Source organism: Dactylosporangium sp. NPDC050688 (genome assembly GCF_040654515.1).
Taxonomy (GTDB): Bacteria; Actinomycetota; Actinomycetes; order Mycobacteriales; family Micromonosporaceae; genus Dactylosporangium.
Map to the genome: position 1 here is coordinate 1 of NZ_JBFAIC010000088.1, position 26,593 is coordinate 26,593.

Consider the following 26,593-nt stretch of genomic DNA (forward strand, 5'->3'; position numbering starts at 1 on the left):
GGCTGACGGCGATCACGGCTGCCACGGCTGTGCCGACCCTGCGGACCGCCAAGCCGGCGCGCCGTTGACACTCTCGATCGTCAGATCGATTCCGGGCAGCAGGGCACAGAGCAGCCGGGCGACCTCGGCTGCTCCGCGCACGGGACCGATCGGAGCGGGTACGCCGCCGCCGTCGCGCACGGCGACGGCGTCCACATCGAAAACGGCCTCGGTCGCGATGACCTCACCCGTTCGGCAGGCAGCGGCAAGCCGGCGTACGACGTCATCATGAACGCGGGGCATCGCCCGCCAGCACACTCGCCTCCACAGCACCCGCCCCTTGAGCTGGTGCGGGCACGCGCGAGCCGGCACCGGTCAGGAACGCCTCCCAAGGGCCGCTGCACCGCACCTTCGTCCCCTGTCTCTCACTGTCGGCAGCTATGACAGGGCAGGCGCCTACTTCGTGACAGCGGGCAAGGCTGCGATCTTGTCAAGATTCATCATCCACAGCACCTGGTCGATACCCGCCTCGGAGGCGTTGATCGTGACCATGCCGAGCAGCATGTCGCCGCGACGCATGACCGCGCTGGCCTGCCCGTTCGTCGTGGCCCACTGCACGTCCACACCCTCCCAGTACCAGGTGGAGAACGCCGCGATGTACTGCGCCACACGGGCCGCGCCCACGACTGCCTTGCGGGAGACCTGACGCGCGCCGTTGCCGTCAGAGACGCTCGCCACATCGGCCGCGAACAACTTCTCCAGCGTTTCGAGATCGCCGGTACGGGCGGCATCGAGGAAGGTCGCCAGCAGCAGCCGCTGGGCGGTGTCCGGCACCGGGATCTTCCGCTCGCCGACGATGTGCTTGCGCGCCCGGCTGACCAGCTGGCGTACGGCGGGCTCGGTGGACTGCAGGATCGCGGCGATCTGCGTGTACGGGTAGTCGAACGCCTCCCGCAGCACGTACGCCGCCCGCTCGTGCGGCGTGAGCTTCTCCATCAGCATCAGGACCGCGAGCTCCAGTGCCTCCCCGCGCTCGGCGCCCAGGAACGGGTCCGCGCTGGTGTCGACCGGCTCCGGCAGCCAGGGCCCGATGTACGTCTCGCGGCGTGCCCGGGCCGACTGCAGCTCGTTGATGGCCAGCCGCGTCGTGGTCGTCGCTAGAAACGCGCCCGGATTGTTCACCACGCTGCGGTCGGTCGTCTGCCAGCGCAGCCAGACCTCCTGCACCAGATCCTCAGCCTCGCTGACGCTGCCGAGCATGCGGTACGCGATCCCGAACAAGCGTGGACGCACGCCCGTGAAGATCGACGCCGCCTCGTCGAGATCCCCCACCACTGTTCCCCCAAGGTCGTTCGCGACTCCCAGGCTAGCCGCTGTCACAGATTCCAAACCTGCCCTGTCTCGGCTTGCGACAGCACCTCATCACCGAGAGGCAGGGGCACATGCCAGGACTCGTCCCGGCGCCCGGTCACTCAGGACGCCCTGGCCACCGGCCTGGCCACGAGAAGCCGGCCTGAAGACGATCCCGTCCTGGTTCGCCGTCAGCGACCAGGACCTCAACTCACGGACATCGTCGTCCTCCCCGTGCTCGCGGCCAACGTCATCGCCATGGCCGACTTCACGAGACGGACCGATCCCGAGTTCCCCGTCCGCCGCGGACGGGCATCCTCACATGCCGCTGTCCGCTCGTTGCTGCGCATTGAGAATCCGCGTGCTGTCGCTGCCGGCGCTGGCGATCGAAGCCGGTGCCTCACGCCGTGACACCGACGCGGTAACGTGCGGCGGTGGATTGGCAGGCTTTCGAGACGGCGTGGCACGACAGCGGATGCCATGCCCTGGCCGGTCTGGCCGCGGCCTATCCGGGCGAGCGGTTGTACGCCGCGGCGTTCCACCTGTTCTACGCCGACGGCACCGTGATCCTTCCGCCCGCGCTGGCCGCCAACACGGAGACGGCGGTGCACGACGACGACGGATACTCGACCCGGTTCACGCCGCCGGAGTGGCGGTGGGACGTCCTGGACGCCGCGAGCGATGCGATGCGGCCGTGGTACCAGCGCCTCACCGAGGAGTACCTGGCCCCCGCCACCAATGATGCCGAACGCGATGCGGCGCTGGACTCGCTCTGGACGGCTCATGACGCCGCCATGGCCCGGGTCTGCAAGGCGATGACCACGACCGCGCGTCTGGGCGGCATCCACAGCTCGCTCCCGGCGACGTTCGTCATCGCCATTCTTGACGGCCAGCGGGGAGGCGAGGAGACGGACCTGACCCGCGCGAGCGTCGACCCCCTCGTGCTCACGACCGTTCCCGAACTCGCCGAGCACCTGCGAGAGACCGAAGAGGCGTGACCTCACTGCCGGCATAACGGCCGCCAGTGTCGACACGTACGTCTGCCACGAGCCACGGGCCGGCCTCCGGCCGCCTCGTCACGCGTGGTGAAGCCAAGTGCTGGCGGCCCGGCGCTCGCTCGTGCCGAGAGGCGGACAGTGAGCGCGTGCCGCGCCGTGTCGGAGAATCGGCTGATGTCGCAAGCGCACGTCCTTGTCTCCCCATCACCGCTGGGCGCGCGTGCGCAGGAGTTCCTGACCATGCACGCGCGGGTGGCGCCGCTCGATCCGGGGCCGAGTGATGACGGGTGCCGGGCTGCGATGCGTTCGGTGCTCGGATACAGCGATGAGGGTATCCTGGCCACGTTTCGGCGCATTCAGCATCGATACTCGGGATTGACCTACTTCAGCGTGTTTCGTCAGCCGAGATCCTGTTCGAGCCCACATTCGAGGTCGATCTCGATACAGGACAGGCCGTCTTTGCGTACGCCGTCATGGACGCCACGCCCGACGGCTGCCGCAGTGGATCTGTGCGCCCCGACGGCCGACGGACATGGCATGAGCCCGACGCCGACCGTCGTGACGACCTGGCTCATCGACGAATCCTCCCGATAGGGGCCGCCCGCAGCCACGCCGGCGGTTCCGCATCGCTCATGCCGCCGAGCGAGCGCGTTGCCGGCTGGGCATGAATGACGCTCCGCATGTGGTGCGCAGGCCCGAAGGGCCGACCGGACGCTCACTGAACTGCCAATGTCAGTACCTTTGGTCTTGCTCATTGGCAATCGACAAGGTGCTGGCCCAAGGCCCGCTCACTCGTCGTCGGCCAGGTATGCGGCGCGGGCGGCTGCCTGTACGGCGGGATCGGAGTCGGCAAGCCCGTGCTCAACGAGCGCCTCGTCCTCGTCGCGCCAGGCGCCGACGAGCCAGGAGTCGCCGCCGGCGGCGCGGAAGCGGCCGAGGCCGAGGTGCCCGGCGGCGCGCACGCGCGGATCGTCGGCCGCCGCCCATTGCCGGACCGCTGCATAACTCTCGCCGGGCTGGGACGACAGCAACTGCTCGATGACCTCGTCGAGCAGTTCACGGTCGTCCTCGTCGGGCCCGGCCGCTGCGGTCTCGAGCAAGGTCGGCAGCGTTCCCAGCGACATGCAGCCCACCACGACATCGATGTCGTACTCGGCGCGCAGCGCCGTCACCACCGCCTTTGCCAGCTCCGGCCGGAACGTGGGTGCTTCGACGGTCAACCCGTCGGTCGCCGTCAACCGCTCCATGACGTCGTCGTCGAACGCCCATTCCTCCACGCTGTGCATCCTTTCCATCCGACCGCCAATGGCGCACCACAACCCAGCCCTTGCCTGGCAGGCCGCGTCACTGCGCACGCGGGCCGTCCGGCGTGGGGCTACGACCTTGGCGACCTGTGGTGGGCTACCGGCTGGGGAGAGAACGCCAACGAACTGTACTTTCCCGCGCTGGGCGCCCAGCCTCTGCACAGGCATCGACGCCCCGCCGGCAACGCGGGTCGGTGCGTTCACCGGACTCGCCCGAGCGATCTGACCGCCGACCCGATCAGCGTTCGACGCGTAATGCAACGGCGCCGTACAGCCTGCTGTACCCCGGTTGACCCGTACGCTAGATCGTCCGATCGCCGGTCTCACCATAGCGTTCTCCGTGTATTCGTCCCCTGACGACACGGAGAGGTTGGTCGAATGTGCGTCACGGCGGTACGCGTACAGCTCGCTCGATCATCGACGGTACCGCGCTGCTGGTGCCGGTCACCACCGTGCTTTTCATCGGCGTACGTCGCGCTCGATCCGAACACTCAACAGGAGGTACCGTGTCACAGCAAGTCACCGACAGGTCCGGCCCGCTGGGCACCATCGCGAGGCGGTGCAAGGGGTCCGGCGCCGGTCGCCGGGGCGTCGCCGCGCTGGCGCTCGTCGCGGCAGGCGGGCTCGCTGCAGTCGGTGTACAGCACGCCGAGCCGGCGCAGGCCTACGGCCCGAAGAAGGACAGCATCCAGGCGAACCTGGACGCGCTGGTCCGGGCCGGTGTCGCGCCCGGGGCGCTCGCGTCGGTACGTGACCGCCACGGTCGGGTCACCAACTACACCGCCGGCGTCAACGACCTTCGGACCAAGGCGAAGGTGCCCACCGACGGGTACGTGCGGATGGCGAGCAACACCAAGATGTACACCGCCGTCGCCGTCCTGCAGCTCGTCGATGAGGGCGCGGTGAAGCTGGACGAGCCGATCGAGACGTACCTGCCGGGGCTGGTTCGCGGGAACGGGTTCGACGGGCGGACCATCACGGTCCGCCACATCCTGGAGCAGACCAGCGGCCTGCCGGGCTACGACCAGCCGCACGTCTACGAGTACGGCAACAAGTACTACGAACCGCGCGACCTGCTCGACTCGGCGTTCGCCAAGGAAGCGACCGCCCCGGCCCCCGGCGAGAAGATGCAGTACAGCAACACCAACTACATCCTGGCCGGCCTGCTGGTGCAGAAGGTGACCGGGCGTCCGATCGGTGAGGTGATCACCAACAAGATCCTCAAGCGGGCAGAGCTGAGCAAGACGTACTGGCCGGGTGTCGGCGACAAGACCATCCGCCAGCCGCACGCACAGGGCTACCTGCCCGATCCCGAGACCATGAAGTGGGTCGACACCACCCAGCTGGACCCCTCCATCGCCTGGGCGGCCGGCCAGATGATCGCCACGCCGAGTGACATCAACCGGTTCCTGGTGGCGTTGCAGAGCGGAAAGCTGATCAAGCCGGCGACCCTGGCTCAGATGCGGGACAGCAACATCTTCCTCCCCGCCGGCGAGGCCATGCCGGAGCTGGCGTGGCAGTACGGCCTCGGCACCATTGGGTTCGACCTCTCCTGCGGCGGTCGCGCCTGGGGGCACGGTGGTGACATCGACGGATACTCCAGCCGTACCGCCATCACCTCCGACGGACGCGCCGTGACCATCGTGGTCACCGCCGACTCGAGCCCGGTCGCCGACGGCGTCTTCCGGGTCCTGGACGCGTTCGACGCCGCGTTGTGCGCCGACAAGCAGCCGTCGCAGGGTCGCTGACCCGCTGCCTTTCCCCCGAACCGCTACGTTCGCCTGACCAGCCGCTTCGGCTGACCCGCCGCCCTTGCCTGATGCGCCGAGCACCCGGGCAAGGGCAGTGGCGTTGCGGCCGCAGCGCCCAGGCCGGGCACCACCACTATCCCCTTCGACCTGTGCAGACTCGGACCGTCCGATGTCGCACGGGCCGACATCCCGTTCGCAGCCGAGGAGCTACCTGCCTTGTCCACACATCTCACTCGACAGCATCGGCCCACCTGGTCGCGTCCCCGGGCCGTCAGCATGGCGGCAGCCGCGGTGATCGCGGCCGGCGGTCTCGCGGTCGCCGGCCCGGTCCCCGCCGCCCAGGCCGAAACCCGCCGCGACGCGATCGGGCAGCGGATCGACAGCCTCGTCGGCACCGACCGGCACCCGGGGGCGCTGGCCGCCGTCCGGGACCGGCGCGGCCGGACCCACCACTACACGGCCGGGGTCGGTGACCTGCGGACCGGCGCAAGGGTGCCGAACAACGGCCAGGTACGGATCGGCAGCGCCAGCAAGATGTTCGCCTCCGTCGTCGTGCTGCAGCTCGTCGGGGAAGGCAAGGTGGATCTCGACGCGTCGGTCGAGACGTACCTGCCGGGCCTGGTGCGCAGCGCAGGCGTGGACGCCAACACGATCACGGTCCGCCAGCTGCTCCAGCACACCAGCGGTCTGCCTGACTACACCGACTCGCTGTTCCAGAGCATGGGCGACATCCCGCCGTACCAGCACGTCTACTTCGAGCCCCGGGACCTGCTCGACCTGGCGAACGCGATGGAGGGCAGGCCGGCCGGCGACTGGGCCTACAGCAACACGAACTACGTCCTGGCCGGCCTGATCGCCCAGCGGGTCACCGGTCGTCCGTTCAACGAGTTGGTCACCACCCGGATCATCGAGCGGATCGGCCTGCGCGACACCTACGCGCCCGAGGTCGGCGAGCAAGGCATCCGGGGCAAGCACCCCAAGGGCTACCAACTCGATCCGGCCACCGATGAGCTGCTCGACTTCAGCCGGATGGACCCGAGCTGGGGGTGGGCCGCCGGCCAACTGGTCTCCACGCCGGGTGATCTCAACACGTTCCTGCGTACACTGCTGGACGGAAAGCTGCTCAAGCCGGCGCAGCTGGCCGAGATGCGGACCACCGTCACGCTCGACCCGCAGTCGGGCCTGGGTTATGGGCTCGGCGTGTTCAGCACCCCGTTGAGCTGCGGCGGGGTTGCCTGGGGGCACGGCGGTGACATCCCGGGCTACTCGACCGCCAACGGTGCCACCGACGACGGTCGCGCAGTGACCCTCGTGGTCACCTCGCTCACCGGGTCGGTGAAGGACAAATCCGTCGCCGCGGAGCGGGGCGCACTCGTTGACGCCGCGCTGTGCACGAATTAGCGACTCTGCGGGATCCGGCGTGGCGGCACTCCTCACCAAGCTTGGCATCGTCGCGGAGGCAGCATGCGAGGGCAGAACGTCGACGTGGACAGAGATCATTTCTGGGAGATCATTGAGGCCGCACGTACGCGGGCGGACGGCGCCGACGAAGTGCCGGAGGCGCTCGTGGAGCTGCTGCAGGGCCGGTCGCTCGCTGCCCCGCCTGACCGCGGTCTTCTACGGCGAGGAGATGCACTGAGCCTTTCCAACCTCATCCGTGCTGCTCTTCGACGTGCTGAAGGACGAGGATCGCGCTGGTCAGGGTAGTGGCTGTTTGCCGTGAATTGTCGCCTGGCGCCGGCAACGGCTGTGGGGCCCGAACTGCCGATCCGGTCAAGACTGGCAAAACAGCCGATAGCAATGCCGATGCCGGCGACAGGGCTGCCGGGGCACACTGCAACGCCAGGCCCCGCTCTCGGAGGTATCTATGCATCCAGGCACAGGCATGTCTCAACATCGCAAGGGCCGCCTCGCGGTCGCCGTCGCCGCGGCGATCTCGATGGTGGCGGTGCCGCTCGCGGTCATGATCGCGAGTACCGGGTCAGCGGCCGCTGCCGTTGTCCGCCCCGTCATCTTCGTCCACGGCGCCGCCGGCTCGGCCGCCCAGTTCGAGACCCAGGCCAAACGCTTCGCGAGCAACGGCTATCCGGTCACCAGCATCGACGCCATCGACTACGACTACACGTTCGCCGCCGAGTCGAGCACGGCCGTGCTGAACCGCCTCGAACAGCGCATCAACGCACTGCTGCAGCAGACCGGCGCGGACAAGGTCGAACTCGTCGCCCACTCGCTCGGCACCTTCCTCAGCCAGAGCTACCTCGACAGACCCTCGCGAGCGGCGAAGGTGGCGCACTACGTGAACCTGGACGGTTCGACGGCCCTGTGGCAGCCAGGCGGGGTGCCCACGCTGGCGATCTGGGGCGAGGGCTCGATCCTGCGCCGGATCGGTGGCGCCACCAACGTGTACCAGCGCGACCAGTCACACACCCAGACCGTCACGTCGACCGAGAGCTTCACCCAGATGTATCGGTTCTTCAACGGCACCAACCCGGCCACCACGGCGGTCACGCCGCAGACCGGCACCGTGCAGCTCTCCGGCAAGGTGGTGCTCTTCCCGAGCAACGCGGGCGCTTCCGGCATGCGGGTCACCGTGTACGAGGTGGCCGCCGCCACCGGACAGCGGGTCACCGGCCAGGCCGTGGCGACCTTCGAACTCGCCGGTGACGGCTCGTTCCCGGCCTTCGCGGCGAACCCGACGGCCCGGTACGAGTTCGCCATCGAACAGGGCGGAGGACAGGTGCAGCACCAGTACTTCCAACCATTCCAACGCACCGACCGGCTGATCCGTCTGCTCACCAACCGTCCCGGCGAGGGCATCGGCGCACGAGTACCGGTCAGTCCGGCCCACAGCGCGCTCTCCATCAGCCGCTACAAGGAATGGTGGGGTGACCAGGGTTCGTCCGGCAACGACGTCCTGGCCATCAACGGCACGAACATCCTGAACTCGGTCACCGCGCCGCGGGACAAGCGCGCCATCGGGATCTTCGCGCACGACCAGAACACCGACAAGCGAACCAACCTGACCACTGCGCTCGCCGACTTCGACGAAACCTTCATCACCGGGGCCGACATCTACATCCCGGCCAGCCCGACCGCGTCGGGCACGATCACCCTCAACATCACCTCACGGGCCGGCGGGGGCGCACAGCAGTTCACAGTGCCGAACTGGCCGTCCAGCACCGACCGCATCTCCATCAACGTCCTGGACCTCTGACGTCACCAACCCCATCGTTCGAGGGCTGTTACGAAGGTGCCCTTCCTGTACGAAAACGTCAGGAGGGGCACCTCCCTTGAGTGCCCGTCGCGTGGCATGTCCCCGATGGAGAGACCGTTCGGCGCTGATCGAGTTCATGGTGTCGCTTTGGGTGCGTCCGGCATGCCGGCCTGTACACGCCAGATGCTCGGCTCGAATGGTCCTGTGTTCAGAACTTCCGTGAGTATCGCCGTCCCGGCAGCAAACCGTTCGATCAGGTCGTGAGCGCTCGTCACCGGCCAGCGCGCCTCAAGGAGGACGCGCGCGTTGTGGTTGACGGGGCACCAGCACGCTACGTCCACCGACGCCGTCACGGTGAGTTCCGGCCCCCAGTCGATGTCGAGATCCAGTTCGAGCCAGTCCACGCCAGAGTTGTACAACATGACGCCGCCGCTGACGGTCATCAGAGACTTGCGCTCGGAGAGCGTCCGCGGGAATTCGGTACGCTCCACGAACCAGTGCCATGTGGTGCGGCCGGCGGCCGCCGGGTGGGCCTCCAGATCGCGAGCCAGTCGCCGCAGATCTTCTTCGACCGTGCCAAAGGCGCCTGGGAGCACGTCACCCAACGGAACTCGATCGATGGACGAAACTGGTCCTTCCATCCGTACAAAGTGTCACAGGCGCTGGCGGCACTCACCTGCCGCTTTCATCGCGCATCCGCCGAGCGCGATATCCGGCGGAACAAGCGTGCGCCGAACCGCGCGGACCGACACCGCGAGCGGCAGGTCCTCGTCGCCGCTACTGGCTCGGACGTCGGCATTGATGCAGCCGAGCAGGCCGAATACAAGCTGCTGGCCAAGAAGTCGATGTGGGTGACGAAGCGGTGGCGGAAGTGGCGAGATGCTTCACTCGCCGAATTCGTCGCGCACAAGCTGCAACGGCGTGCTGAGGCGGGAACGGCAGATCCGGCCGTCGTCCAAACCAAGATCGAGCGCGTCCGCCGCCGGGTCAGGTAGCGCATTCCCGGCGACGTCCGCAGCGCGATCAGTACGCAGCGAAACGTCATGGCCGCGTGGTCGCCCGGCTCGTGAACATGCCGAGTAGGACGTTGTCGCACCCATCAAGACGGGCTACCGAACGCGCGCCATCGCCCGGCATCGGCAGCTGGCCCTCGGTGTCTACGGCACGACCGTCGAGCCCGGCCATGTCGCCGTCGGTGATCTGGCCTTCATCGATGCCTGAACCGGCTACACGGCGCGGAGCGCGCCGGGGCGGCGGCCGGTCAGGCGGTCGAGCGCGGCCGCGGTAGCCGCGTCGGCCGGCAGGTGAACGATCAGGCGCTGCTCGTCGGCGTCGGGTAGGTCGAGGACCTCGTACGCCAGCCGCAAGCCGCCCGCCTCGGGGTGGACCATCCGCTCCACGCCGGTGCGCTCCGGCAGGCCTGACAGCGCGGCCATCCGGTCGGTGAACTCGGGGCCGACGAGCACCGTGAGGTCGTCGGCCAGGTCGGCGGCGGCCGGATCGCCGCGGCGGACCTCGCTCTTGAGTTGGGCGACGTAGTGGTCGGCCACCCGGTCCCAATCGGGGTACGTGGTGCGGGCCCGCGGATCGGCGAGCACGTACCGCACCAGGTTCGGTCGGTGACCGTCGAGCAGCCCGACCGGGCGGGTCAGCCGCTCGTAGCCGGTAGTGGCCGCCAGCACGTCGCTGAGCCGGTTGAGCACTGCCGCCGGGCCGGGTTCGAGCCGGTCGAGCAGGGCGCGCACTGTCGGGCGCACATCGGTGGCTGGTGCGGTGCCGGCCGGGCAGATGACGCCGGCGTTCGCCTTGCCGAGATAGCGCAGGTGGGCGCGGTCGGCGGAGGAGAATCGCAACGCGGTGGCGAGCGCGTTGAGTACTTCCGGCGACGGGTGCCGGTCGCGGCCCTGCTCCAGCCGGGTCAGGTACTCCGCGCTCAACCCTGCCAACGTCGCCACCTCGGCCCTTCGCAGGCCCGGCGTGCGCCGCCGTGCCCCCGCCGGCAAGCCGACCGCTGCCGGCGAGGTCGCCTCCCGCCGGTCCCGCAGGAAGCGCCCCATTTCGTTGTCGGTCACCGGCCTGGTCATGTCCTTGACCCTATCCACCCGGCATGCCCGCAGCGTGGCCCTGTCAGGGATAGCCTTGGCGCGGTCTCCCTCGGAGCCTGCCGGCCCGCCACAGTGAAGCGGACCCGACGAGAGTGAGACATCTGATGGATCTGGGACTGACAAGACGCACCGTGATCATCACCGGGGCGACCGGAGGGCTGGGTGGCCCGATTGCGCGCCGGTTCGCGGCCGAGGGCGCCGACGTGGTGCTGGCCTACCACCGTGCCGCCGACACAGCCGGGAAGCTGGCCGCCGATCTCGGTGAGCGCACGATGGTGGCCCGGTACGAACTCGGTGACGCCGGTTCGGCCCGCGACCTCGTCGACGCCGTGCTGGCCTGGTCCGGCCGCATCGACGTGCTGGTCAACAACGCGGTGCGGTGGGGGATGTCCGAGCCCGACGCCAGCGGCCGGTTCGAAGACGTGCCGGACGACACGTGGCTGCGGGTACTCCGCGACAACATCGAGGGGGCGCTGGAGCTCAGCCGGCTCGTCGTCCCGCACATGCGGCAGCGCCGATGGGGGCGGCTGGTACACGTCTCGTCGTCGATTGCGACGAACGGCATGGCCGGCGGCGAGTACTACGGCGCGGCGAAGGCGGCGCTGCACGGGTTCAGCCGCTCAGCGGCGTTCTCGCTGGGCCGGTCCGGCGACATCCTGTCCAACGTGGTGTCGCCCGGCCTGACCCGGACCGCGACCAACGGGCACATCGTCGACTCGGTACCGGACAGCTACACCGACCTGATCCCGCTCGGCCGTCTCCTGGACGCCGACGAGATCACCGCACCGATCGCGTTTCTCGCGTCGGCGGCGAACACCGGCATCACCGGTCAGGTGATTGCCATCGACGGCGGCGTCTGACCGTTCGCGGGCCGGTGCAGCCGGTGAACGCCGGGCGCGTCTTCACGGGTCCATCCCTCGACGTGGCTCAAGGCACCTGCCCTCCGAGTAACGCAGCCAGCTCGACAAGGTCGCCCGACTGATGCGGGCCATGAGGTGTTACTGCCCGCGCCGGCGTCCGAGGAGGATGTCCGACGTGCCGAGGCGGCGATCGGATATCCGTTGCCGCCGTTGGTGCGGCGGATCTAAATGGAGCTCGCGGACGGCGGGATCGGCCCCTTCGGCGGGATCGAGGGCATCACCGAAGGTGACTTCCCGCTCGGGGAGCTGACGCACTGGCCAGACGGTCCACACGACGATCCGGACGAACCGCCTGCCCCACCGCGTGGGGTCGTGTTCTTCTGCGACTTCGGGTGCGCCATGTGGGCACTGCTGGACTGCCGGCACCCGCAGGGGCAGATGTGGTGGTGGAATGAGGGTGACCGGTACAAGCTGCATCTGACGCTGCCCGAGTGGTTCGCCGCCTGGCTGGGCGGGCAGCCGCGCGAGGTGTGGGCGCGGGAGGCGCTGTGGCTCGGACCCGAGTCTTGGACCCGAGAACAGGCCGAGGAGCGCCTGCACCTCCTCGATCACTCGGGTCGTCAGCGGGTCCAGCCACACCGCCTGCCACAGGCCGCAGTCGTCGATCCGGGTGGCCACCGGCGTGCCACAGGTGACACAGACCATGTTGGGTTCGCCGCCGTCGAGGCCGCAGCATGCGGAGTCGCCGACCAGCGCCGGATCGATGACGGCGCCGCGGACGTCCCCTGGGGCGAGCAGCACCTGGCCGGCCGGTCCGTCGGAGATGCTGAACCTCGGCGCGTACCAGCCAAGTGCCTCGGCCTCACCAGCTTCGAGCTCGGCCCACCGGCGCCACGGCGAACCGGAGGGCAGCGGATCCACCGCGAATGTACCGGCTTCCAACACCGGGTCGAGCGGACCCGGCCCGTTGCCGTACCTCTGATGCGCGTGGACGGGAAGCGCCACCCTTGACACCGGAACCGTCAGAGCGGCTCCGCAGGTCCGGCAGCCGTGAATCGTCATACAACCCTCGTGTCGACTGAGGCTGATCCAAATCACAGACTCAGCCCGCCGGCCGCACCACGGCCCCGTGCCGCGCGCGCCGGTATGGTCGCGGCATGCTGACCCTGGCCCGGCTGACCGAGGTTGACCCCGCTGACCTGATCGAGCTCATGAACGATCCCCGGGTCCGCCGGCACATGCCGCTCGCCGTCGGCAGGTTCGGCGGCGAGGACTGCGTCGCGTGGGTGGCTGCCAAGGAGGCCATGTGGCGCGAGCGCGGCTATGGCCCGTGGGCCTTCCTGGTCGATGGCGTGTTCGCCGGCTGGGGTGGACTGCAGCCCGAGGGCGACGACGTCGACCTGGCTCTTGTGCTGCGGCCGGCGTTCTGGGGCCACGGGCGGGCGGTCGCCGAGCGGGTCCTGACCGAGGCGTTCGGCCCGTTCGGCTTCGACGAGGTGACCGTACTGCTGCCACCCAGCAGGGGCACCGCCGCAGCCGTACGACGGCTCGGGTTCCGGCCCGATGGACAGGTCGAGGTGGCCGGCCGGACGTTCCTGCGCTTCCGGATCAGCTCGCCTGAAGCTGCACAACGATCTCAGCTTCGATGATCTTCTGTACGCAGCGCGGCTTCGACGATCCGTAGCGCCTCGGCTGGGTCGACGCCGACGCTCGCGACCACGGCGGCGTACTCGGCGGCGGCGCGGCGGACCCGTTCGCGTCCCGCGTCGCCCGTCGCTGACACGAACGACCCGGCCCGCCCCCGGGTCTCGATCAGCCCCGCCTCCTCCAGCTCCCGGTACGCCCGGGCCACCGTGTTGGCGGCCAGCCCGAGGTCCGTGGCCAGGCTGCGGATCGTCGGCAGCTTGGCGCCGACCGGCAGCGTGCGGTCCTGGATCTGGCGGGCGAACTGGACCCGGAGCTGCTCGAACGGCGGTACCGGCGAGGACGCGTCGATGACGAACATCAGACGATCATCGCCTGCCGCGCCATGACCCCGCTCGCCGGTGTCCACCAGCCCGGCCGACCCGCCGGGAACCGCCGGGAACCAGCTGGCCGCTCGGAGCGACTACCCGGGTGATGCTGACGATGATGTACCGCAAATCATGACATATACTGACCTGACCACGAAGGCCCGGCGACCGCTCGTCGTCCTCGCCGGCGCGGCGGTGGCCGCCGCGGTGGCCGTGGCGACCCTCGCGGTCGCCCTGCGCTGGGGTGGCGGGATCACCGGCCGGATCGACGGGCTGCCGGACGCCGGGCCGCTCACCACATGGGGGCTGCCGCTGGTGCGTGCCGCCGCCGACGTCGGGTGCGTGGCGACCGTCGGCTGGTGCGTGACGGCGGCGTTCCTGCTGCCCGGCATCGAGGGCGGCCGGCACGGCGCCGGGCAGTTGCTCGGCGCAGCCGGGTACCGGATGCTGCGCCGCGCCTCGTGGTGGGCCGGCGGCTGGGCGCTGGCCGCGCTGCTCACGCTGCCCCTGACGCTGTCGGACCTGATCGGCCAGCCGGTGTCGCGGGTGACGTTCGAGGGGATCCGCAGCCTCGCGTGGTCGGTGGAGCAGGGCCGGTCCGCCCTCGCCCAGGCCGTCCTGGCCGCGGTCGTGGCGGTCGCGTGCCGGGTGGTGCTCACCCGGACCGGCGCCGGTGTCGTCGCTGTGCTCGCCGGGGTGGCCGCGCTGCCGCCGGCGTTGACCGGTCACGCGGCCGGCGCCGGGAACCATCAGCTGGCGGTGACGAGCCTGGCGGTGCACATCCTCGCCGCCGCGCTGTGGGTGGGTGGGCTCGCCGCCCTGCTCACCCTGCGCTCCGACCCGGTGCTGGGCATCGCCGTCCGCGGTTACAGCCGGCTCGCCCTGGGCTGCTGGGTGGCGGTCGCGGTCAGCGGGGTCGCCAGCACGGCGGTGCGCATCGGGGCGTTCGACGAGCTGTGGCGCTCCCGGTACGGCCTGCTCCTGCTGGGCAAGATCGCCGCTCTGCTGGTCGTCGGGGTGTTCGGTGCGGTCCATCGCAGGCGCGCCTTCGGGTCGTTCCGCCGGCTCGCGACCGGTGAGGTGCTGGTGTTCGCCGCGACCGTCGGCCTCGCGGTGGCGCTGTCCCGCACGCCGACGCCGGTGCCGACCGACCCGGTGGACACCGACGTGGTCACCGACCTGCTGGGGTTCGCCGCCCCGGCACCGATCAGCGCGGCGCGGGTGTTCTGGCCGCCGCTGCTGGACGGGTTCTTCATCGCCGCGGTGGTACTGGCAGCCGCCGGCTACCTGACCGGGGTCTGGCGGCTGCACCGGGCCGGGCACCGCTGGCCGGTGGCGCGGACGGCGAGCTGGCTCGGCGGGGTGCTGCTGCTCGGCTTCTTCACCGTCGGCGGGTTCGCCCGCTACGCGTACGTGCTGTTCAGCGCGCACATGGCGCAGCACATGGTCCTCGCGATGGTGGTGCCGATCCTGCTCGTCTGCGGCGCCCCCGTCACCTTGGCCCTGCGCACGCTGCGGAAACCGGCCGACCCGGCGGTCCGTGGCGCCCGCGACTGGCTGCTGCTCGCCCTGCACAGCCGGTACCTGCGGACGCTGTCACACCCGGTCGTGGCACTCGCCCTGTACGTCGTGAGCCTGTACGGGCTGTACTTCAGCGACCTGCTCGCCACGCTGATGCGCTACCACCTCGGGCACCTGGCGATGCTCACGCACTTCGTGCTGACCGGGTACCTGTTCTTCTGGGTCCTCATCGGCGTCGACCCGGGCCGCCGTCCGGTGTCCCCGCCAATCCTCGTCCTCGTGCACTTCGCGGGTATGGCGTTCCACGCGTTCCTCGGCGTCGCGCTCATGCAGTCGCGGACCGTCATCGCCGCCGACTGGTACACCACCGTCCACCCCGCCTGGGCCGGCAGCCTGCTCGCCGATCAGCAGGTCGGCGCCGGGATCGCGTGGGGCTTCGGCGAGATCCCCGCCGTGGCGATCCTGATCCTGCTCGTCGTGCGGTGGGTCCGCGCCGACGAGCGTGAGCAGCGCCGCCTCGACCGGGCCGCGGACCGCGCCGAGGCGACCGGCGAGGACGACGAGCTCGCCCGGTACAACGACTTCCTGCGCCGCGCCGCGGCCGAGCGCCGCTGACCTCAGCGGGGGTGGCCGGCGGCGAGGGGCGCGTGGTCCGGGGCGGACCGGGCGAGAAGCAGTCCGGTCGCGAGCGTCGCGAGCACCGCGGCGCCCAGCAGCAGCGCCGAACTCTCGTACACCCGCGCGTAGACGACGAAGAACTGCGCGCCGATGGTACTGGCGGCGAGGCCGAGCAGCGTGCCGGCGGTGACTGTGCCGCACCCCATCTACGCGCATGCGCACAAGGTAGTGCCCGCCGCAGCACCGGTCACCGTCCGAACAGTCACCGACACGCCGCGACGGGCCGACCCTGGCGCGCGAGGGCAGCCGATCGGAACCTGCCCGTCAGACGCCGAGGGCGGCGGCGGTGCCGATCTTCTGCGCGTACAGGGCCTTGACGATGAGCGCGGTCTCGTCGTAGCCGAGGATGAGCACCGCGTCGGGCGCGTCGGACCGTACGCGTGAGGCGAGACCGGCGAAGTTCTCGCTGGTGGTCGGGTAGGAGATGAGGTCGACCGCGCGTTCGGGCATGCCGGCGGCGAGCAGGTTCGCCTTCACGTTCTTCTGCAGGCCGAGCCCGTAGGCGTCCTCGCGGGCCAGGATCGTCACACGGTGCATGCCGTCGCGCATGATGACGTCGGTGAGCGCGATGGCCTGCAGGGTGTCGGCCGGGGCGGTGCGGAAGAACAGGCCGTTGTCGGGCACGGTGCTCAGCTCGTCCGATGTGGACGACGGGGAGATGAGGATCCGGCCGGCCGCGGCGATCTTCGGGATGACCGCCTTCGTCACGCTGGACGAGGACGCGCCGATGATGACCTGCACGCCGAGGTTGACGAACCGGTCCACGGTCGCGGCGGCGACGGCGGGGTCGGTGCCGTCGTCGCCGTCGACCCATTCGACCGGCTGCCCCAGTACCCCACCGGCGGCGTTGACGTCGGCGACGGCGAGCTTGGCGGCGGCGAAGCGGGGCGGGCTGCGGAACGCGAGCCGGCCGGTGTGCGGCATGAGCCCGCCGACCTTCAGCGCGGCCGGCCGCTTGCCGGAGTTGAGCGACGGGTACGCGGTGAACGGCGGCGCCGGCGCGGTGGAGGCAAGCGACTCGTCACCGGCGCCGATGAACTCGGTCAGGTTGGTGTTGATGGTGTTGTCCCGGCCGAAGTGCAGGGTGCCGTAGGAGGCGGTGGACGGCTCGCCCTGGTCGTTGAGGCCGCTGCGGCGCATCGACATCCCGCGGTAGGCGAAGTCCTTGCCGGCCTTGGCCAGTGGCAGGCACGCGGCGGCCGATCCGCAGAGGGTGCCGGAGGTGGAGGCGGCCACCACGTACTTCGCGACCGTGGTCGGGGTGGTGGTGCGCGCCGACTCGGCGGCGAGGGCGGCGAGCATGACCGCGTCGTACGCCTCGGCGGCGTAGCCGTAGTCGACCAGCGACGGGTCGACGCCGCGCAGCCGTTGCTGGAACGTCTCGGACAGCTCCAGCAGCGGCGAGGTCCCGGTCATGCCGGTCAGCAGCCCTGGCGCGTCGGCGAGCTTGTCCTTGAGGGAGCTGGTCATGTTCGCGTCGGATCCGTACAGCCGCACCACGAGCGGCTGACCGGCGTCCGAGGCGGGAGTCGCGCCGCAGCCGGTGACGAACGCGGTCACCACGCCCAGTGCCACGACCATTGGGGTCCTGGATCCCACGACATCTGCCTCTCGTCCGCGAATTGGCCTCGCGAACCATAAACAGCCGGTGCCGCGCGCCCGGGAATTCGCTACGGAGCTTGAGGAAAAATTGCGTCAGGCGGTTTCGAATTGCCCGTCGCATTATCAGCAATCAATTAGTGAATTGCCCAATGTCTCTGCGGTGCCGCCGTTGCCGGTCGCCTCGGCGCCGCAGGCTGGAGCGTGGCCGGCACGTGCCCGACAATGGCGGCATGCCCGCCCGGCCGCTGGTGTTGCGGCCCCTCGTCGAGACCCGAGTGGCGTGCGCGCTCACCGCTGCCCTGCCCGCCGCGTTCGTCTGGGGCTGCGCGGTGCAGCAGGGCGATCCCGTGGTCCTGACGCTGGCGGCGCTGACGGTGGTGGCGGCACCGGCTGTCGCCGGCTGCGCGGGTAGCACCGACGAGGTACCGACGACGTGGGGGGTCACAGCAGGCTCAGCGCGGCGGTCACCGGGTCGAGGTCGGCGGGGACGGCGGGGCCGATGGCGCAGCAGGTGGCGGTGCCGGCGGCGACCTGGGTGCGGCCCGCGTCGTGGATGACCTGGACGGGCAGGCCGGCGTCGGTGGCGCGGGCGCACAGGTCGGTGAGGGCGGCCTCGCCGGTGACCTTCAGCACGACCTTCGGCTGGCCCGCGCGCAGCCAGGTGGTGAACACGGTGCCGTGCGGGCCTTGCAGGACGGCGGCGACCGCGGCGTGCGCGACCTGGGCGGCGATCTTGCCCTTGCCCATGCTGAGGTCCGTGCGGACGACGAGGACCATCTTCGGCTCGGTGTTCACGAGCAGCGATGGTAGTCCTCAGGCGCGCACGGTCAGGTCGGCGAGCTTCCGCATCGCCGCGGGCAGGTCCCCGGCGCGGCGTTGCCGGTCGGCGCCGGTGCCTTCGGCGCGCAGGCGGGCCAGCTCGGCGGTGACGAGGGTGTGGTCGCCGTGGCGGCGCAGTGCGGGGGCGACGGTGTCGGCGAGCAGGTCGACCATGTCCCAGGCGGGGACGGCCCGCCGGCCGCGCAGGTCCATGAGGGTGCCGGCGAGGCCCTGGTGGGCGGCGTTCCAGTGGGCGGCGCGCAGCAGGTGCTCCGGTGGGCGTACGGCGGGCCGGCCGGCGGCGATGTCTTCCAGGACGGTGCCGACGAGGGCCCGGGCGAGGCCGGCGACCAGGACCGCGTCGGCGGCGGTGGGGCAGACGTCGGCGACGCGGATCTCGACGGTCGGGTACCGCTTCGACGGCCGGACCCACCACAGGACCATCGAGTCGTCGAGCATGACGCCGCTGCCGACGAGCTCGGCCACGGTGCGTTCGTAGTGTGCGACGGAGTTGAGGTAGGGCGCGGGGGCGAGGCTGGGCCAGCGCTCCAGCTGGATGCTGCGCCAGCTGGCGTGGTGGGTGTCGGCGCCGGCGTGGTACACCGAGTTGGCGGTCATCGCCTGCACGAGCGGCAGCCACGGGCGCAGGTGGTTGCAGACCTGCACGGCGACCTCGGGGTCGGCGACGCCGACGTGGATGTGGCAGCCGCACAGCGCCGGGTCGTGCGCGATCGGGCCGTAGTGGCGGGAGATGGCGTGGAAGCGGGGCGTGTCCTCGACGGTGCGGTCCGGTTCGGCGACCGGGGTGGCGGCGACCGCGACGAGCTGGGCGCCGGCGGCCTGCGCGGCGGTGGCGGCCGCGGCCCGGTTGACGGTCAGGTGCTCGCGCAGCTTCGGCAGCGACGTGCACACGGGCGTGACCATCTCCATCATGCTGCGGCGGAACTCGACCCGGGTCTGCTCGCGGACCGCCGGGGCGAGCGCGTCGCGGGCGGCGTCGGCGACCGGCGCGTTGTGCCAGGTGCCGGCGTCCAGCAGCAGGAACTCCTCCTCGACGCCGACGGTCGGGGTCTGCCCGGCGAGGGTGCCGGCGATCTCGGCAGGGCTGGACGCGGTCAGCGACATCGGCGGGCCTTTCAGCGACGAAACAGCGACGAAGCAGCACGGGCAACAACAAGCAGCGTCAGCGCGTGACGGTCAGCACGACGACGGCGATGCGCTCCGCGTGGGCGTAGGAGTCGTCGAGGTTCTCGCTGTACACGTCGGGGTCGACCTCCCGGTAGCTCCACTGCAGATCCGCGAACCGGCCGGCGAACCGGTCAGCGAGGCGCTCGGTGGCCGCGGCGAGCAGCGGGTCGTGCCCGTCGACGATGCCGGTGCCGCTGAACAGCACGAGTGTCCCGCCCGGCGCCAGGCGCGAAAGGGCCGTGTCGAGCACCGCGAGGGGCAGGTCGTGGCCGTGTTCGCCGCCGCCGTCGCGGTACGGGCGCCGGTCCGGGTCGATCATGAACGGCGGGTTGGACACGATGAGGTCGAAGGTGCCGTCCACGGCGCTGAGCAGGTCGCTGCGCACGGCGTGGACCCGGTCGCCGCAGCCGGCGAGGGCGGCGTTGACGGTGCTGAAGCGCAGCGCGACGGGGTTGATGTCGACGGCGAGGACCTCGGCGTGCGGGGCGTGCCGGGCGACCGTGACGGCGACCGCGCCGCTGCCGGTGCCGATGTCCGCGGCGCGCCGCGGCGGCCGGGCGCGGGTGTGCAGGTGCGCGGCGACGGCGTCGGCGGTGCGGTACGTGTCGGGGCCGAAGAACACCGCGTCGGGCTCGGTCGGCGGGTACGCGGAGTGGAAGAACAGCCCGCCGTCGTAGCTGGAGCAGCGCACTGTGCTGCGCCACAGGTCGCCGTCGCGGTGCAGGACGCCGGCCTCCTCCAGCAGCGCCACGAACCGGTCGGGCAGGTCGCCGGGGCCGAAGGGGCGGCTCCAGCCGAGCACGTCGCGCAGCGAGCGGCCGCGGGCGTTGCCGGGGCGGCCGTTGACCCGCTCGTAGGTGGCCGGGGTGACGGCGGTGAACCGGTACCCGGCGTCCTTGAGTGCGTCGCCGAGGCGCAGGAGGGCGGCGTCGGCAAGCACGGGTGCGTCGGCGAGTGAGGTCATAGCCTCCCGCTTCCCCTCGAAGATCCTGCTTAACCAGCCCCGGACGAGGGAATACGAACGGCCATGCGCCTGCCCGTTGCCCGAGGACCCGTCTCCGACACGCTCATCGCGATACTGGCCGGGCCGCCGCGTGACCTGCCCGCCGGCACCTGGCGGGAGCTGTCCACCGGCGCCGACGCGTGCACCGACGAGGACCTGCAGCTGAGCCTGCACATCTGCTACGAGCTGCACTACCGCGGCTTCGACGGGGTCGACGAGCGGTGGGAGTGGCAGCCGTCGCTGCTGTCGTTGCGCCAGGCCGCCGAGGAGCGCTTCGAGGAGGCGTTGCGCGCGCTGGTGCCCGTACCCCAGCCGCCGCCACCGCACGAGGTGCCGCACGCGCTCACGGCGCTGGTCGACGCGGACGACAGCCCGTCGCTGTCGAAGTTCCTGACCAGCCGGGCGACGCTCGAGCAGTTCCGCGAGTTCGTCATCCACCGCTCGATCTACCACCACCGGGAGGCCGACCCGCACACGTGGGCGATCCCACGGCTGGCCGGCCCGGCGAAGGCCGCGCTGGTGGAGATCCAGTCCGACGAGTACGGCGGCGGCCACCTCGATCGCATGCACGCCGAGCTGTTCCGCGCCACGATGCGCAAGCTGGACCTCGACGACGGCTACGGCGCGTATCTTGACGTGGTGCCGGCGGTCACGCTCGCCACGAACAACCTGATGTCGCTGTTCGGCCTGCACCGCCGGCTGCGCGGCGCGATCCTGGGCCAGCTGGCGGTGTTCGAGATGACCTCGTCGCTGCCGAACCGCCGGTACGGCAACGGCCTGCGCCGCCTCGGCGGCGACGCGACCGCGACCCGCTTCTACGACGAGCACGTGGAGGCCGACGCGGTGCACGAGCAGATCGCCGCGCACGACCTGTGCGGCGGGTTCTGCGCGCGGGAGCCGCAGCAGGGCGGGCTGGTGCTGTTCGGCGCGGCGAGCGCGCTGGCGCTGGACGGCCGGTTCGCCGGGTACGTCCTGGACCGCTGGCTGGCGGGTCAGTCGTCGCTGCGCGGCACCGGCAGCGAGGCGGGCGCGCCGCTCAACGGGCGTGCGCCGGTGGGTGCGCTGGGGGCCTGAAAACCCACGACCTTGTGGGTGCCGTCGCAGAACGGTTTGATCGCGGACCGGCCGCAGCGGCACAGCGCGACGGTGGCGCGGCCGGGGTCGACCTCCTCACCGTCCTGGGTGAGCAGCGTGAACCGGCCGCGCAGCAGCAGCGGCCCGTCCTCGCACACGGTGACGGAGACGGCGGGGTCGTCCATGTCCTGTGGGTTGCCCCTCCACGGGCGAGGCAAACAGCCCCTTGCCCCAGCCGCGCGTTCGAGGGTATATAGGCGATTCCGCACCATTAGCCCGGTTCACCAGCGATCATGGCCTGGTGAGCGAGCAAACGGAGGCCCCCGACAACGGTCACATCGTGCACGTCGCGCGGCAGCCCATCTACGACCGCGACGGCGTCGTGGTCGCCGACGAGCTGCTGTTCCGCGCCAGGGCGACCGCGTCCGGCGCCGACCGCAGCGACTCGCACGCCACGGCGCGTGTGCTGGTCGCGGCGTTCACCGAGTTCGGGCTGCAGGAGCTGGCCGGCGGCCGGGTCTGCTTCGTCAACCTGACCCGGGACTTCCTCACCGGCCGGCTGCCGCTGCCGTTCGACGGCGACCAGGCCGTCCTGGAGATCCTCGAGACGACCGTGGTCGACGAGGCGGTCGTCGCCGGCGTCACCGCGCTCGTCGAGCAGGGCTACACCGTCGCGCTGGACCGCTTCACGCTCGGCGGCGGCCACGAGCCGCTGCTGCCGCTGGTCACCTACGTGAAGATCGACATGCTGCACGCCTCCGAGCCGGACGTCCGCGCCGCCGTCGCCGAGTGCCGCCGGCACGGGCACCTCCGGCTGGTCGCCGAGCGCCTGGAGACCCCCGAGGCGCTGCACCTGGCGTACCGGCTGGGCTTCGAGCTCTTCCAGGGCGACGTGCTGGGCCGCCCGCACGTCAACTCGACCCTCACGCTCGCCCCGGCGCGGCTGACCCGGCTGCGGATGCTGCAGGCGCTCAGCGCCGACGACGTGGACATGGACGAGGTCGTCGACCTCGTCGGCCAGGACGCGGCGCTGAGCCTGCGGCTGCTGCGCGCCACCAACGCCGCCGCGACCGGCCTCAACCGCACCGTGTCGTCGATCCGCGACACCGTCGTCACGCTCGGGCTGAACCGCATCCGCCAGTGGGTGACGCTGATGCTGGTCGCCGACCTCACCGAGTCCGACCCCGAGCAGCTCAGCGGCGTGCTGGTGCGCGCCCGCTTCGCCCAGTTCCTCGCCGGCGGCGTGGGCGTGCCCGCCGACGTCGCGTACATCGGCGGGCTGCTGTCGGCGATCGCCGACCTGTTCGACGAGCCCGCCGACCGGATGGTGCAGGACCTGCCGCTGGATCCGGCGCTCGTCGATGCCCTCACCACCGGCCGCGGGCCGCTCGGTGACGTGCTGGCCACCGCCCGCGCGTACACGACACCGTCGGCGGAGATGCCGGTCGCCGGTGCGCTGCCCGCGCAGCTGTCCGTCGACACCGCCGACATGGCGATGGCCTATCTGTCCGCGGTGAGCGCCACCAACGCCACCCTCGCGGAGCTGACCGCCGACGTGTCGTAGCTGCTAGGGTGCCGCACGATGACTGCTGCAGGAGTGGTACTGGTCACCGGCGCGTCACGCGGTCTCGGCGCGTCGATCGCACGGACCCTCGCCGGGGCCGGCTGGGCGGTCGCGGTCAACTACCGGCACGGCGCCGAGGCGGCCGCCGCGGTCGTCTCGGACATCCGCGCCGCGGGCGGCACCGCCGAGGCGTTCGAGGCCGACGTCACCGACGAGGCGTCCGTCGAGGCGCTGGTCGCCGCGGTCACCGCCCGGCTCGGCCCGGTCACGGCGCTGGTCGCCAACGCCACCGGCCCGCAGCCGGAGGTCGCCGTCGAGAATCTCACCTGGGCCGACCACCTCGGCCAGCTGCTGTTCTTCGTCAAGAGCCCGACGCTGCTGGTACAGGCGGCACTGCCGGCGATGCGGGCCGCCGGGTCCGGCCGGGTCGTGCTGATCGGCTCCGACATGCTCGACCGGGCCTTGCCCGGCTGGTCGGCGTACGTGGCGGCCAAGGCCGCACAGGCCGGCCTGGTCCGCACCTGGGCCCGCGAGCTCGGCCCGCACGGCGTCACCGTCAACACCGTCGCGCCCGGCTGGATCCCGGTCGAGCGGCACGCCGGCGTGCCCGCCGCGGCGGTGCGGCAGTACACCGCCGACGTGCCGCTGGGCCGCATCGGCCGCCCGGAGGACGTCGCGGAGACGGTGCGCTGGCTGCTGTCGGACGCGGCGTCGTTCGTCACCGGCGAACGCATCACCGTCAACGGCGGCCACACCATCGACTGAGCCGGGCTATTTCAGCCTTGACTTATATAAGCGGCACGTGACACTCTCGTGCGGTGCATGCGTTCGACGTGCTCGGCGACCCGGTCCGGCGCCGGATCCTGGAGCTGCTCGCCGACGGGGAGCAGCCCGCCGGCGCGGTCAGCGAGACCGTGCGGGCCGAGTTCGGCATCTCGCAGCCGGCGGTGTCGCAACACCTGAAAGTGCTGCGCGAGTCCGGGTTCGCGACCGTACGCGCCGACGGCACCCGGCGCCTGTACGCCGTCGACGCCGCGCCGCTGCGCGAGGTCGACGCGTGGCTGGAGCGCTTCCGCGGCTTCTGGTCCCAGCGACTGGACGCCCTGGGCACCGAACTGGCCCGCGGCAGGCGCGAGCGGCGCACCCCACCGTCCACAAGGGAAGGACCCGAGCCGTGATCGACATCGTCAACCAGATCAACGCCGTGCACCGCGAGGTCGGCACCCACCCGGTCAGCACCGGCGCGGGACGTTCGCTGCTGCTGCGGCGCACGTACGACGCCACGGTCGACGACGTGTGGGACGCCTGCACCGACCCCGGACGGCTCGCCCGCTGGCTCGGCCAGGTCGACGGCGACCTGCACCTGGGCGGCACCTTCCAGCTCAAGGACAACGCCGGCGGGCAGATCCTGCGCTGCGAGGCACCACACCTGCTCGCCGTCACCTGGTCGTTCGGCGGCGGCATGGACACCGAGGTCGAGCTGCGCCTCGCCCCCGGCCCCGACGGCACCACCGTGCTGGAGCTGGAGCACTCCTCCCCCGCCGAGATCGTCGACGAGCTCGTGCGCCAGTACGGCCCCGGCGGCACCATCGGCATCGGCGGCGGCTGGGACCTCGCACTGCTCGGCCTGGACCTGCACCTGCACGGCGCCGGCCTCGACCCGGCCACCTGGGAGGACGCCCCTGACGTCAAGGAGTTCGCCACCCGCAGCTGCCACGCCTGGGGCGCCGCGATCCAGGCCTCCTGGGGCACCGGCGACGACGACATCGCCGCGGCGATCGCGTTCGGCGTCCAGCAGTTCGCCCCGCCCGCTTCCTGAGCACGTCCCACGCGGTCGTCCTGCGGCGCCGGCCGGCAACCCGTTCCGGCGGTTGACGGCCGGTCGCCGCACGCCGCGTCGTTCGCGGCGCGGGACGGACCACTCACGCCGACGGAAAGGCGCACATCTACGGCGATACGCCTGGATCGTCGCGGAAGCTCAGCCCTGCCGCATCCAGCGCTGCTCGGAGGTGCCGAAGGGCGTAGGCCCCGACGCCGTGCAGTGCCAGCACCTCGCGCTCGCTGAGGCCGGCGACCTGTTCGAGCCGGACCACGCCGAGTGCGGTGAGCGCACGTGTCGCGGGTGCGCCGAGGTGTGGCAGCGGGATGCCCGGCTCGGGCACCGGCCGGCCCCGGGCCGGCCGGGGATGACCCTCGTGGTCCAGGACGGCGGCGCCGCGCGGCGAGAGCCGGTACCCGATGTCGAGCGACTCCGTCAGGCCGCGCTCCTTCAGCTTGCGCACGTTCTGTTTGAACGACGGGGTGTCGCGCCCCATGCGTTGCGCGAGGTCGGGCGCCCGGGTGGCCGGCAGCTCGTCGATCAGCAGCAGCGTCTGCCGGGTCCAGGGCCCGGCCGGCGAGGCACGGTCGAGCCGGTCGAGCCACGCGACGATCGCGTCGATCTCAGCGGCGTCGGGCACCGATTCCCGCAGTCCCTGCCGCGGGTCCACGCCCGCGTACCGCAGCCCGATCCGATACACCGGGCGCTCGGGGTGGAGACGGTCCAGCCCCTCCCGGAGCGCGACCAGCGACGCCGCGCCGGCCCGGCGGGCGTCCGCGGCGGTCAGCGACCTCACCGGCACGCGGTCGACGGACGTGATCTCGACCAGTCCGACCGCGGTGCGCATCCGGGTGCCGACCCTGACCCGAGGCCGTTCCCACCGGCGGAACGCCACGTCGACATCGCCGGCACGGATCGCCGCCAATTCTGCGGGACGCATCTGCACACCCCAGTTCACCACACGCCACGAGCCATCGGACGGCCCGGGCATCCCGCGTGTCATATGCGCCTTCGGGTCCGGTGCTGGTCGGGCGATCGCCGTGGCGTATCAGGCGCGCAGCGGAGACGGGGACGGCCATGGCGAGACGCTCGGGCCGAGCGAGGGCGTCGGAAACAACGAATAGGCTTCGACGTCCCAGGAGGTGATGGTGTCGGCGCGGTAGAGCGCCACGGTGAACGGGCCCAGGTCAATACGACCGACGGCCAGTTCATCGGCCGGGAAGAGCATCATCAGGAACCGCCACTGACCGTCGCAGGTCCAGCCGTCCGTGAAGCTCATGCTGACGGCGGTCAGGTGCATCTTGAGCACGCCCGAGCCGGTACAGCGTCCCCGCAGATGCATGGCCCAACCTTCGCGGATCGTGACCTCGACGAACGGCTCACCGTACTCCGTTGAACGCCACGCACCGACCAGCCGCTCGTTGGACCCCACCTCTCCGCCGACGGTCTCCAGCACGAACGGCGCCGGCTCAGGATCCGGGCTGGGCGGGCGGGTGCAGGCGGCTAGCCCGACGACCGCGACCACCACCGACACCAACAGCACGGCCGTCTTCACAACACCAGGCTAGGAGTGCCGGCCGCGATCCGCTGCCCCACCGACCGGCCGCACCACACCTCGTACACCACACTGGCCACGGCCTGCCGGGCCACGACGGCGCAGAAGATGCACCCCTGCGCCGCCGATGTCGCGCGCTGTGTCATGCGCGCAATCGTCCCAGTGCACCCAGCCAGGTGCTACGGAGTTGTTGCCGC

30 protein-coding genes are annotated in these 26,593 nt (G+C 71.1%); 13 read left to right on the top strand and 17 right to left on the bottom strand.

Annotation, left to right across the window (positions count from 1 at the left end):
* Positions 1-12: 12 nt before the first annotated feature.
* Positions 13-282 carry a hypothetical protein gene (locus AB0H83_RS45935; RefSeq protein ID WP_360108243.1) on the bottom strand — a complete coding sequence of 90 codons (270 nt, stop codon included), beginning with the start codon at positions 280-282 and terminating at the stop codon, positions 13-15.
* A 153-nt stretch (positions 283-435) separates the two neighbouring features.
* Positions 436-1,311: a sigma-70 family RNA polymerase sigma factor gene (locus tag AB0H83_RS45940; RefSeq protein ID WP_360108245.1), complete on the bottom strand. Its 876-nt coding sequence runs from the start codon at positions 1,309-1,311 to the stop codon at positions 436-438.
* Between the two features lie 452 nt (positions 1,312-1,763).
* Here AB0H83_RS45940 and AB0H83_RS45945 point away from each other — a divergent pair, with 452 nt between their 5' ends.
* Positions 1,764-2,327, top strand: a complete 564-nt coding sequence (locus AB0H83_RS45945) for a DUF4303 domain-containing protein (RefSeq protein WP_360108248.1) — start codon at positions 1,764-1,766, stop codon at positions 2,325-2,327.
* A gap of 398 nt (positions 2,328-2,725) precedes the next feature.
* Here AB0H83_RS45945 and AB0H83_RS45950 read toward each other — a convergent pair whose 3' ends face one another.
* Together AB0H83_RS45950 and AB0H83_RS45955 are read right to left on the bottom strand one after the other, a co-directional pair.
* Positions 2,726-2,902 carry a hypothetical protein gene (locus AB0H83_RS45950; protein ID WP_360108251.1) on the bottom strand — a complete coding sequence of 59 codons (177 nt, stop codon included), beginning with the start codon at positions 2,900-2,902 and terminating at the stop codon, positions 2,726-2,728.
* 213 nt (positions 2,903-3,115) lie between these two features.
* On the bottom strand, positions 3,116-3,682 hold the full coding sequence (locus AB0H83_RS45955; protein WP_360108254.1) for a hypothetical protein: 567 nt from the start codon (positions 3,680-3,682) through the stop codon (positions 3,116-3,118).
* A 455-nt stretch (positions 3,683-4,137) separates the two neighbouring features.
* Here AB0H83_RS45955 and AB0H83_RS45960 point away from each other — a divergent pair, with 455 nt between their 5' ends.
* From AB0H83_RS45960 to AB0H83_RS45970, 3 genes are all read left to right on the top strand, one after another.
* A complete protein-coding gene (locus tag AB0H83_RS45960; RefSeq protein WP_360108257.1) occupies positions 4,138-5,379 on the top strand; it encodes a serine hydrolase domain-containing protein in 1,242 nt (413 codons plus the stop codon).
* 279 nt (positions 5,380-5,658) lie between these two features.
* A complete protein-coding gene (locus tag AB0H83_RS45965; protein WP_360108260.1) occupies positions 5,659-6,783 on the top strand; it encodes a serine hydrolase domain-containing protein in 1,125 nt (374 codons plus the stop codon).
* A 484-nt stretch (positions 6,784-7,267) separates the two neighbouring features.
* Complete coding sequence (locus AB0H83_RS45970) at positions 7,268-8,596, top strand: alpha/beta fold hydrolase (RefSeq protein WP_360108263.1); 1,329 nt, start codon at positions 7,268-7,270, stop codon at positions 8,594-8,596.
* A gap of 134 nt (positions 8,597-8,730) precedes the next feature.
* On the opposite strand, the gene AB0H83_RS45975 is transcribed toward AB0H83_RS45970, so the two are convergent.
* Complete coding sequence (locus tag AB0H83_RS45975) at positions 8,731-9,087, bottom strand: hypothetical protein (protein WP_360108266.1); 357 nt, start codon at positions 9,085-9,087, stop codon at positions 8,731-8,733.
* Between the two features lie 36 nt (positions 9,088-9,123).
* On the opposite strand from AB0H83_RS45975, the gene AB0H83_RS45980 reads away from it, so the two are divergent.
* The gene (locus AB0H83_RS45980) at positions 9,124-9,591 is read left to right on the top strand and encodes a hypothetical protein (protein WP_360108269.1); all 468 of its coding nucleotides are present in this window, start codon (positions 9,124-9,126) and stop codon (positions 9,589-9,591) included.
* 231 nt (positions 9,592-9,822) lie between these two features.
* On the opposite strand, the gene AB0H83_RS45985 is transcribed toward AB0H83_RS45980, so the two are convergent.
* Positions 9,823-10,680 (bottom strand): helix-turn-helix transcriptional regulator, encoded by an 858-nt coding sequence (locus tag AB0H83_RS45985; RefSeq protein WP_360108272.1) that lies wholly within the window; start codon positions 10,678-10,680, stop codon positions 9,823-9,825.
* Positions 10,681-10,805: 125 nt separating this feature from the next.
* Between AB0H83_RS45985 and AB0H83_RS45990 the strand changes: the two genes are divergently transcribed.
* Positions 10,806-11,561 carry an SDR family oxidoreductase gene (locus tag AB0H83_RS45990; protein ID WP_360108275.1) on the top strand — a complete coding sequence of 252 codons (756 nt, stop codon included), beginning with the start codon at positions 10,806-10,808 and terminating at the stop codon, positions 11,559-11,561.
* Positions 11,562-11,699: 138 nt separating this feature from the next.
* Here the strand turns inward: AB0H83_RS45990 and AB0H83_RS45995 are convergent, their stop codons facing one another.
* Complete coding sequence (locus AB0H83_RS45995; protein WP_360108278.1) at positions 11,700-12,623, bottom strand: hypothetical protein; 924 nt, start codon at positions 12,621-12,623, stop codon at positions 11,700-11,702.
* A 95-nt stretch (positions 12,624-12,718) separates the two neighbouring features.
* Between AB0H83_RS45995 and AB0H83_RS46000 the strand changes: the two genes are divergently transcribed.
* On the top strand, positions 12,719-13,210 hold the full coding sequence (locus AB0H83_RS46000) for a GNAT family N-acetyltransferase (protein ID WP_360108281.1): 492 nt from the start codon (positions 12,719-12,721) through the stop codon (positions 13,208-13,210).
* Here the strand turns inward: AB0H83_RS46000 and AB0H83_RS46005 are convergent.
* Positions 13,198-13,566, bottom strand: coding sequence for a GntR family transcriptional regulator (locus AB0H83_RS46005; protein WP_360108284.1), 369 nt, complete (start codon positions 13,564-13,566; stop codon positions 13,198-13,200). The genes AB0H83_RS46000 and AB0H83_RS46005 overlap by 13 nt on opposite strands.
* Before the next feature lie 139 nt (positions 13,567-13,705).
* On the opposite strand from AB0H83_RS46005, the gene AB0H83_RS46010 reads away from it, so the two are divergent.
* Entirely contained in the window at positions 13,706-15,709 is a 2,004-nt protein-coding gene (locus AB0H83_RS46010) for a cytochrome c oxidase assembly protein (protein WP_360108287.1), read from the top strand.
* 2 nt (positions 15,710-15,711) lie between these two features.
* On the opposite strand, the gene AB0H83_RS46015 is transcribed toward AB0H83_RS46010, so the two are convergent.
* The 5 genes from AB0H83_RS46015 to AB0H83_RS46035 all read right to left on the bottom strand — a co-directional run bounded on the left by AB0H83_RS46015 (position 15,712) and on the right by AB0H83_RS46035 (position 20,345).
* A complete protein-coding gene (locus tag AB0H83_RS46015; RefSeq protein WP_360108290.1) occupies positions 15,712-15,918 on the bottom strand; it encodes a hypothetical protein in 207 nt (68 codons plus the stop codon).
* Positions 15,919-16,036: 118 nt separating this feature from the next.
* Positions 16,037-17,353 carry an ABC transporter substrate-binding protein gene (locus AB0H83_RS46020; RefSeq protein ID WP_360108293.1) on the bottom strand — a complete coding sequence of 439 codons (1,317 nt, stop codon included), beginning with the start codon at positions 17,351-17,353 and terminating at the stop codon, positions 16,037-16,039.
* A 462-nt stretch (positions 17,354-17,815) separates the two neighbouring features.
* Complete coding sequence (gene pth2, locus AB0H83_RS46025) at positions 17,816-18,169, bottom strand: peptidyl-tRNA hydrolase Pth2 (protein ID WP_360108296.1); 354 nt, start codon at positions 18,167-18,169, stop codon at positions 17,816-17,818.
* 18 nt (positions 18,170-18,187) lie between these two features.
* A complete protein-coding gene (locus AB0H83_RS46030; protein WP_360108299.1) occupies positions 18,188-19,318 on the bottom strand; it encodes a glutamate--cysteine ligase in 1,131 nt (376 codons plus the stop codon).
* A 58-nt stretch (positions 19,319-19,376) separates the two neighbouring features.
* The gene (locus tag AB0H83_RS46035; RefSeq protein WP_360108302.1) at positions 19,377-20,345 is read right to left on the bottom strand and encodes a class I SAM-dependent methyltransferase; all 969 of its coding nucleotides are present in this window, start codon (positions 20,343-20,345) and stop codon (positions 19,377-19,379) included.
* Positions 20,346-20,408: 63 nt separating this feature from the next.
* Between AB0H83_RS46035 and AB0H83_RS46040 the strand changes: the two genes are divergently transcribed.
* Positions 20,409-21,458, top strand: coding sequence for an iron-containing redox enzyme family protein (locus AB0H83_RS46040; RefSeq protein ID WP_360108305.1), 1,050 nt, complete (start codon positions 20,409-20,411; stop codon positions 21,456-21,458).
* Here the strand turns inward: AB0H83_RS46040 and AB0H83_RS46045 are convergent.
* Positions 21,377-21,643 (bottom strand): CDGSH iron-sulfur domain-containing protein, encoded by a 267-nt coding sequence (locus AB0H83_RS46045; RefSeq protein ID WP_360108308.1) that lies wholly within the window; start codon positions 21,641-21,643, stop codon positions 21,377-21,379. The two genes, AB0H83_RS46040 and AB0H83_RS46045, sit on opposite strands and share 82 nt — an antisense overlap.
* Positions 21,644-21,759: 116 nt before the next feature.
* On the opposite strand from AB0H83_RS46045, the gene AB0H83_RS46050 reads away from it, so the two are divergent.
* Genes AB0H83_RS46050 through AB0H83_RS46065 form a run of 4 tightly spaced genes read left to right on the top strand, consistent with a single transcriptional unit; the run spans position 21,760 to position 24,841 of the window.
* On the top strand, positions 21,760-23,022 hold the full coding sequence (locus AB0H83_RS46050) for an HDOD domain-containing protein (protein WP_360108311.1): 1,263 nt from the start codon (positions 21,760-21,762) through the stop codon (positions 23,020-23,022).
* 18 nt (positions 23,023-23,040) lie between these two features.
* A complete protein-coding gene (locus AB0H83_RS46055; protein WP_360108314.1) occupies positions 23,041-23,787 on the top strand; it encodes an SDR family oxidoreductase in 747 nt (248 codons plus the stop codon).
* A gap of 53 nt (positions 23,788-23,840) precedes the next feature.
* On the top strand, positions 23,841-24,200 hold the full coding sequence (locus tag AB0H83_RS46060) for a metalloregulator ArsR/SmtB family transcription factor (protein ID WP_360108317.1): 360 nt from the start codon (positions 23,841-23,843) through the stop codon (positions 24,198-24,200).
* The gene (locus AB0H83_RS46065) at positions 24,197-24,841 is read left to right on the top strand and encodes an SRPBCC family protein (RefSeq protein WP_360108320.1); all 645 of its coding nucleotides are present in this window, start codon (positions 24,197-24,199) and stop codon (positions 24,839-24,841) included. Before AB0H83_RS46060 ends, AB0H83_RS46065 begins: the two co-directional genes overlap by 4 nt.
* Before the next feature lie 127 nt (positions 24,842-24,968).
* Here the strand turns inward: AB0H83_RS46065 and AB0H83_RS46070 are convergent, their stop codons facing one another.
* The 3 genes from AB0H83_RS46070 to AB0H83_RS46080 form a co-directional block, all read right to left on the bottom strand.
* The gene (locus AB0H83_RS46070; RefSeq protein ID WP_360108323.1) at positions 24,969-25,781 is read right to left on the bottom strand and encodes a hypothetical protein; all 813 of its coding nucleotides are present in this window, start codon (positions 25,779-25,781) and stop codon (positions 24,969-24,971) included.
* A 108-nt stretch (positions 25,782-25,889) separates the two neighbouring features.
* A complete protein-coding gene (locus AB0H83_RS46075) occupies positions 25,890-26,396 on the bottom strand; it encodes a hypothetical protein (RefSeq protein ID WP_360108326.1) in 507 nt (168 codons plus the stop codon).
* Complete coding sequence (locus tag AB0H83_RS46080) at positions 26,393-26,542, bottom strand: hypothetical protein (RefSeq protein WP_360108329.1); 150 nt, start codon at positions 26,540-26,542, stop codon at positions 26,393-26,395. Before AB0H83_RS46080 ends, AB0H83_RS46075 begins: the two co-directional genes overlap by 4 nt.
* Positions 26,543-26,593: the final 51 nt, after the last annotated feature.

Bases quoted from the DNA above. Each gene is read 5' to 3' on its own strand.
- AB0H83_RS45950 (WP_360108251.1), bottom strand. From the start codon at position 2,902: ATGAGCCAGGTCGTCACGACGGTCGGCGTCGGGCTCATGCCATGTCCG.
- AB0H83_RS46055 (WP_360108314.1), top strand. From the start codon at position 23,041: ATGACTGCTGCAGGAGTGGTACTGGTCACCGGCGCGTCACGCGGTCTC.
- AB0H83_RS45985 (WP_360108272.1), bottom strand. From the start codon at position 10,680: ATGACCAGGCCGGTGACCGACAACGAAATGGGGCGCTTCCTGCGGGAC.
- AB0H83_RS46040 (WP_360108305.1), top strand. From the start codon at position 20,409: ATGCGCCTGCCCGTTGCCCGAGGACCCGTCTCCGACACGCTCATCGCG.
- AB0H83_RS45995 (WP_360108278.1), bottom strand. From the start codon at position 12,623: ATGACGATTCACGGCTGCCGGACCTGCGGAGCCGCTCTGACGGTTCCG.
- AB0H83_RS46010 (WP_360108287.1), top strand. From the start codon at position 13,706: ATGACATATACTGACCTGACCACGAAGGCCCGGCGACCGCTCGTCGTC.
- AB0H83_RS46035 (WP_360108302.1), bottom strand. From the start codon at position 20,345: ATGACCTCACTCGCCGACGCACCCGTGCTTGCCGACGCCGCCCTCCTG.
- AB0H83_RS45935 (WP_360108243.1), bottom strand. From the start codon at position 282: ATGCCCCGCGTTCATGATGACGTCGTACGCCGGCTTGCCGCTGCCTGC.
- AB0H83_RS46070 (WP_360108323.1), bottom strand. From the start codon at position 25,781: ATGCGTCCCGCAGAATTGGCGGCGATCCGTGCCGGCGATGTCGACGTG.
- AB0H83_RS46080 (WP_360108329.1), bottom strand. From the start codon at position 26,542: ATGACACAGCGCGCGACATCGGCGGCGCAGGGGTGCATCTTCTGCGCC.
- AB0H83_RS46045 (WP_360108308.1), bottom strand. From the start codon at position 21,643: ATGGACGACCCCGCCGTCTCCGTCACCGTGTGCGAGGACGGGCCGCTG.
- AB0H83_RS46000 (WP_360108281.1), top strand. From the start codon at position 12,719: ATGCTGACCCTGGCCCGGCTGACCGAGGTTGACCCCGCTGACCTGATC.
- AB0H83_RS46020 (WP_360108293.1), bottom strand. From the start codon at position 17,353: ATGGTCGTGGCACTGGGCGTGGTGACCGCGTTCGTCACCGGCTGCGGC.
- AB0H83_RS45970 (WP_360108263.1), top strand. From the start codon at position 7,268: ATGTCTCAACATCGCAAGGGCCGCCTCGCGGTCGCCGTCGCCGCGGCG.
- AB0H83_RS45965 (WP_360108260.1), top strand. From the start codon at position 5,659: ATGGCGGCAGCCGCGGTGATCGCGGCCGGCGGTCTCGCGGTCGCCGGC.
- AB0H83_RS45990 (WP_360108275.1), top strand. From the start codon at position 10,806: ATGGATCTGGGACTGACAAGACGCACCGTGATCATCACCGGGGCGACC.
- AB0H83_RS46015 (WP_360108290.1), bottom strand. From the start codon at position 15,918: ATGGGGTGCGGCACAGTCACCGCCGGCACGCTGCTCGGCCTCGCCGCC.
- AB0H83_RS46030 (WP_360108299.1), bottom strand. From the start codon at position 19,318: ATGTCGCTGACCGCGTCCAGCCCTGCCGAGATCGCCGGCACCCTCGCC.
- AB0H83_RS46005 (WP_360108284.1), bottom strand. From the start codon at position 13,566: ATGTTCGTCATCGACGCGTCCTCGCCGGTACCGCCGTTCGAGCAGCTC.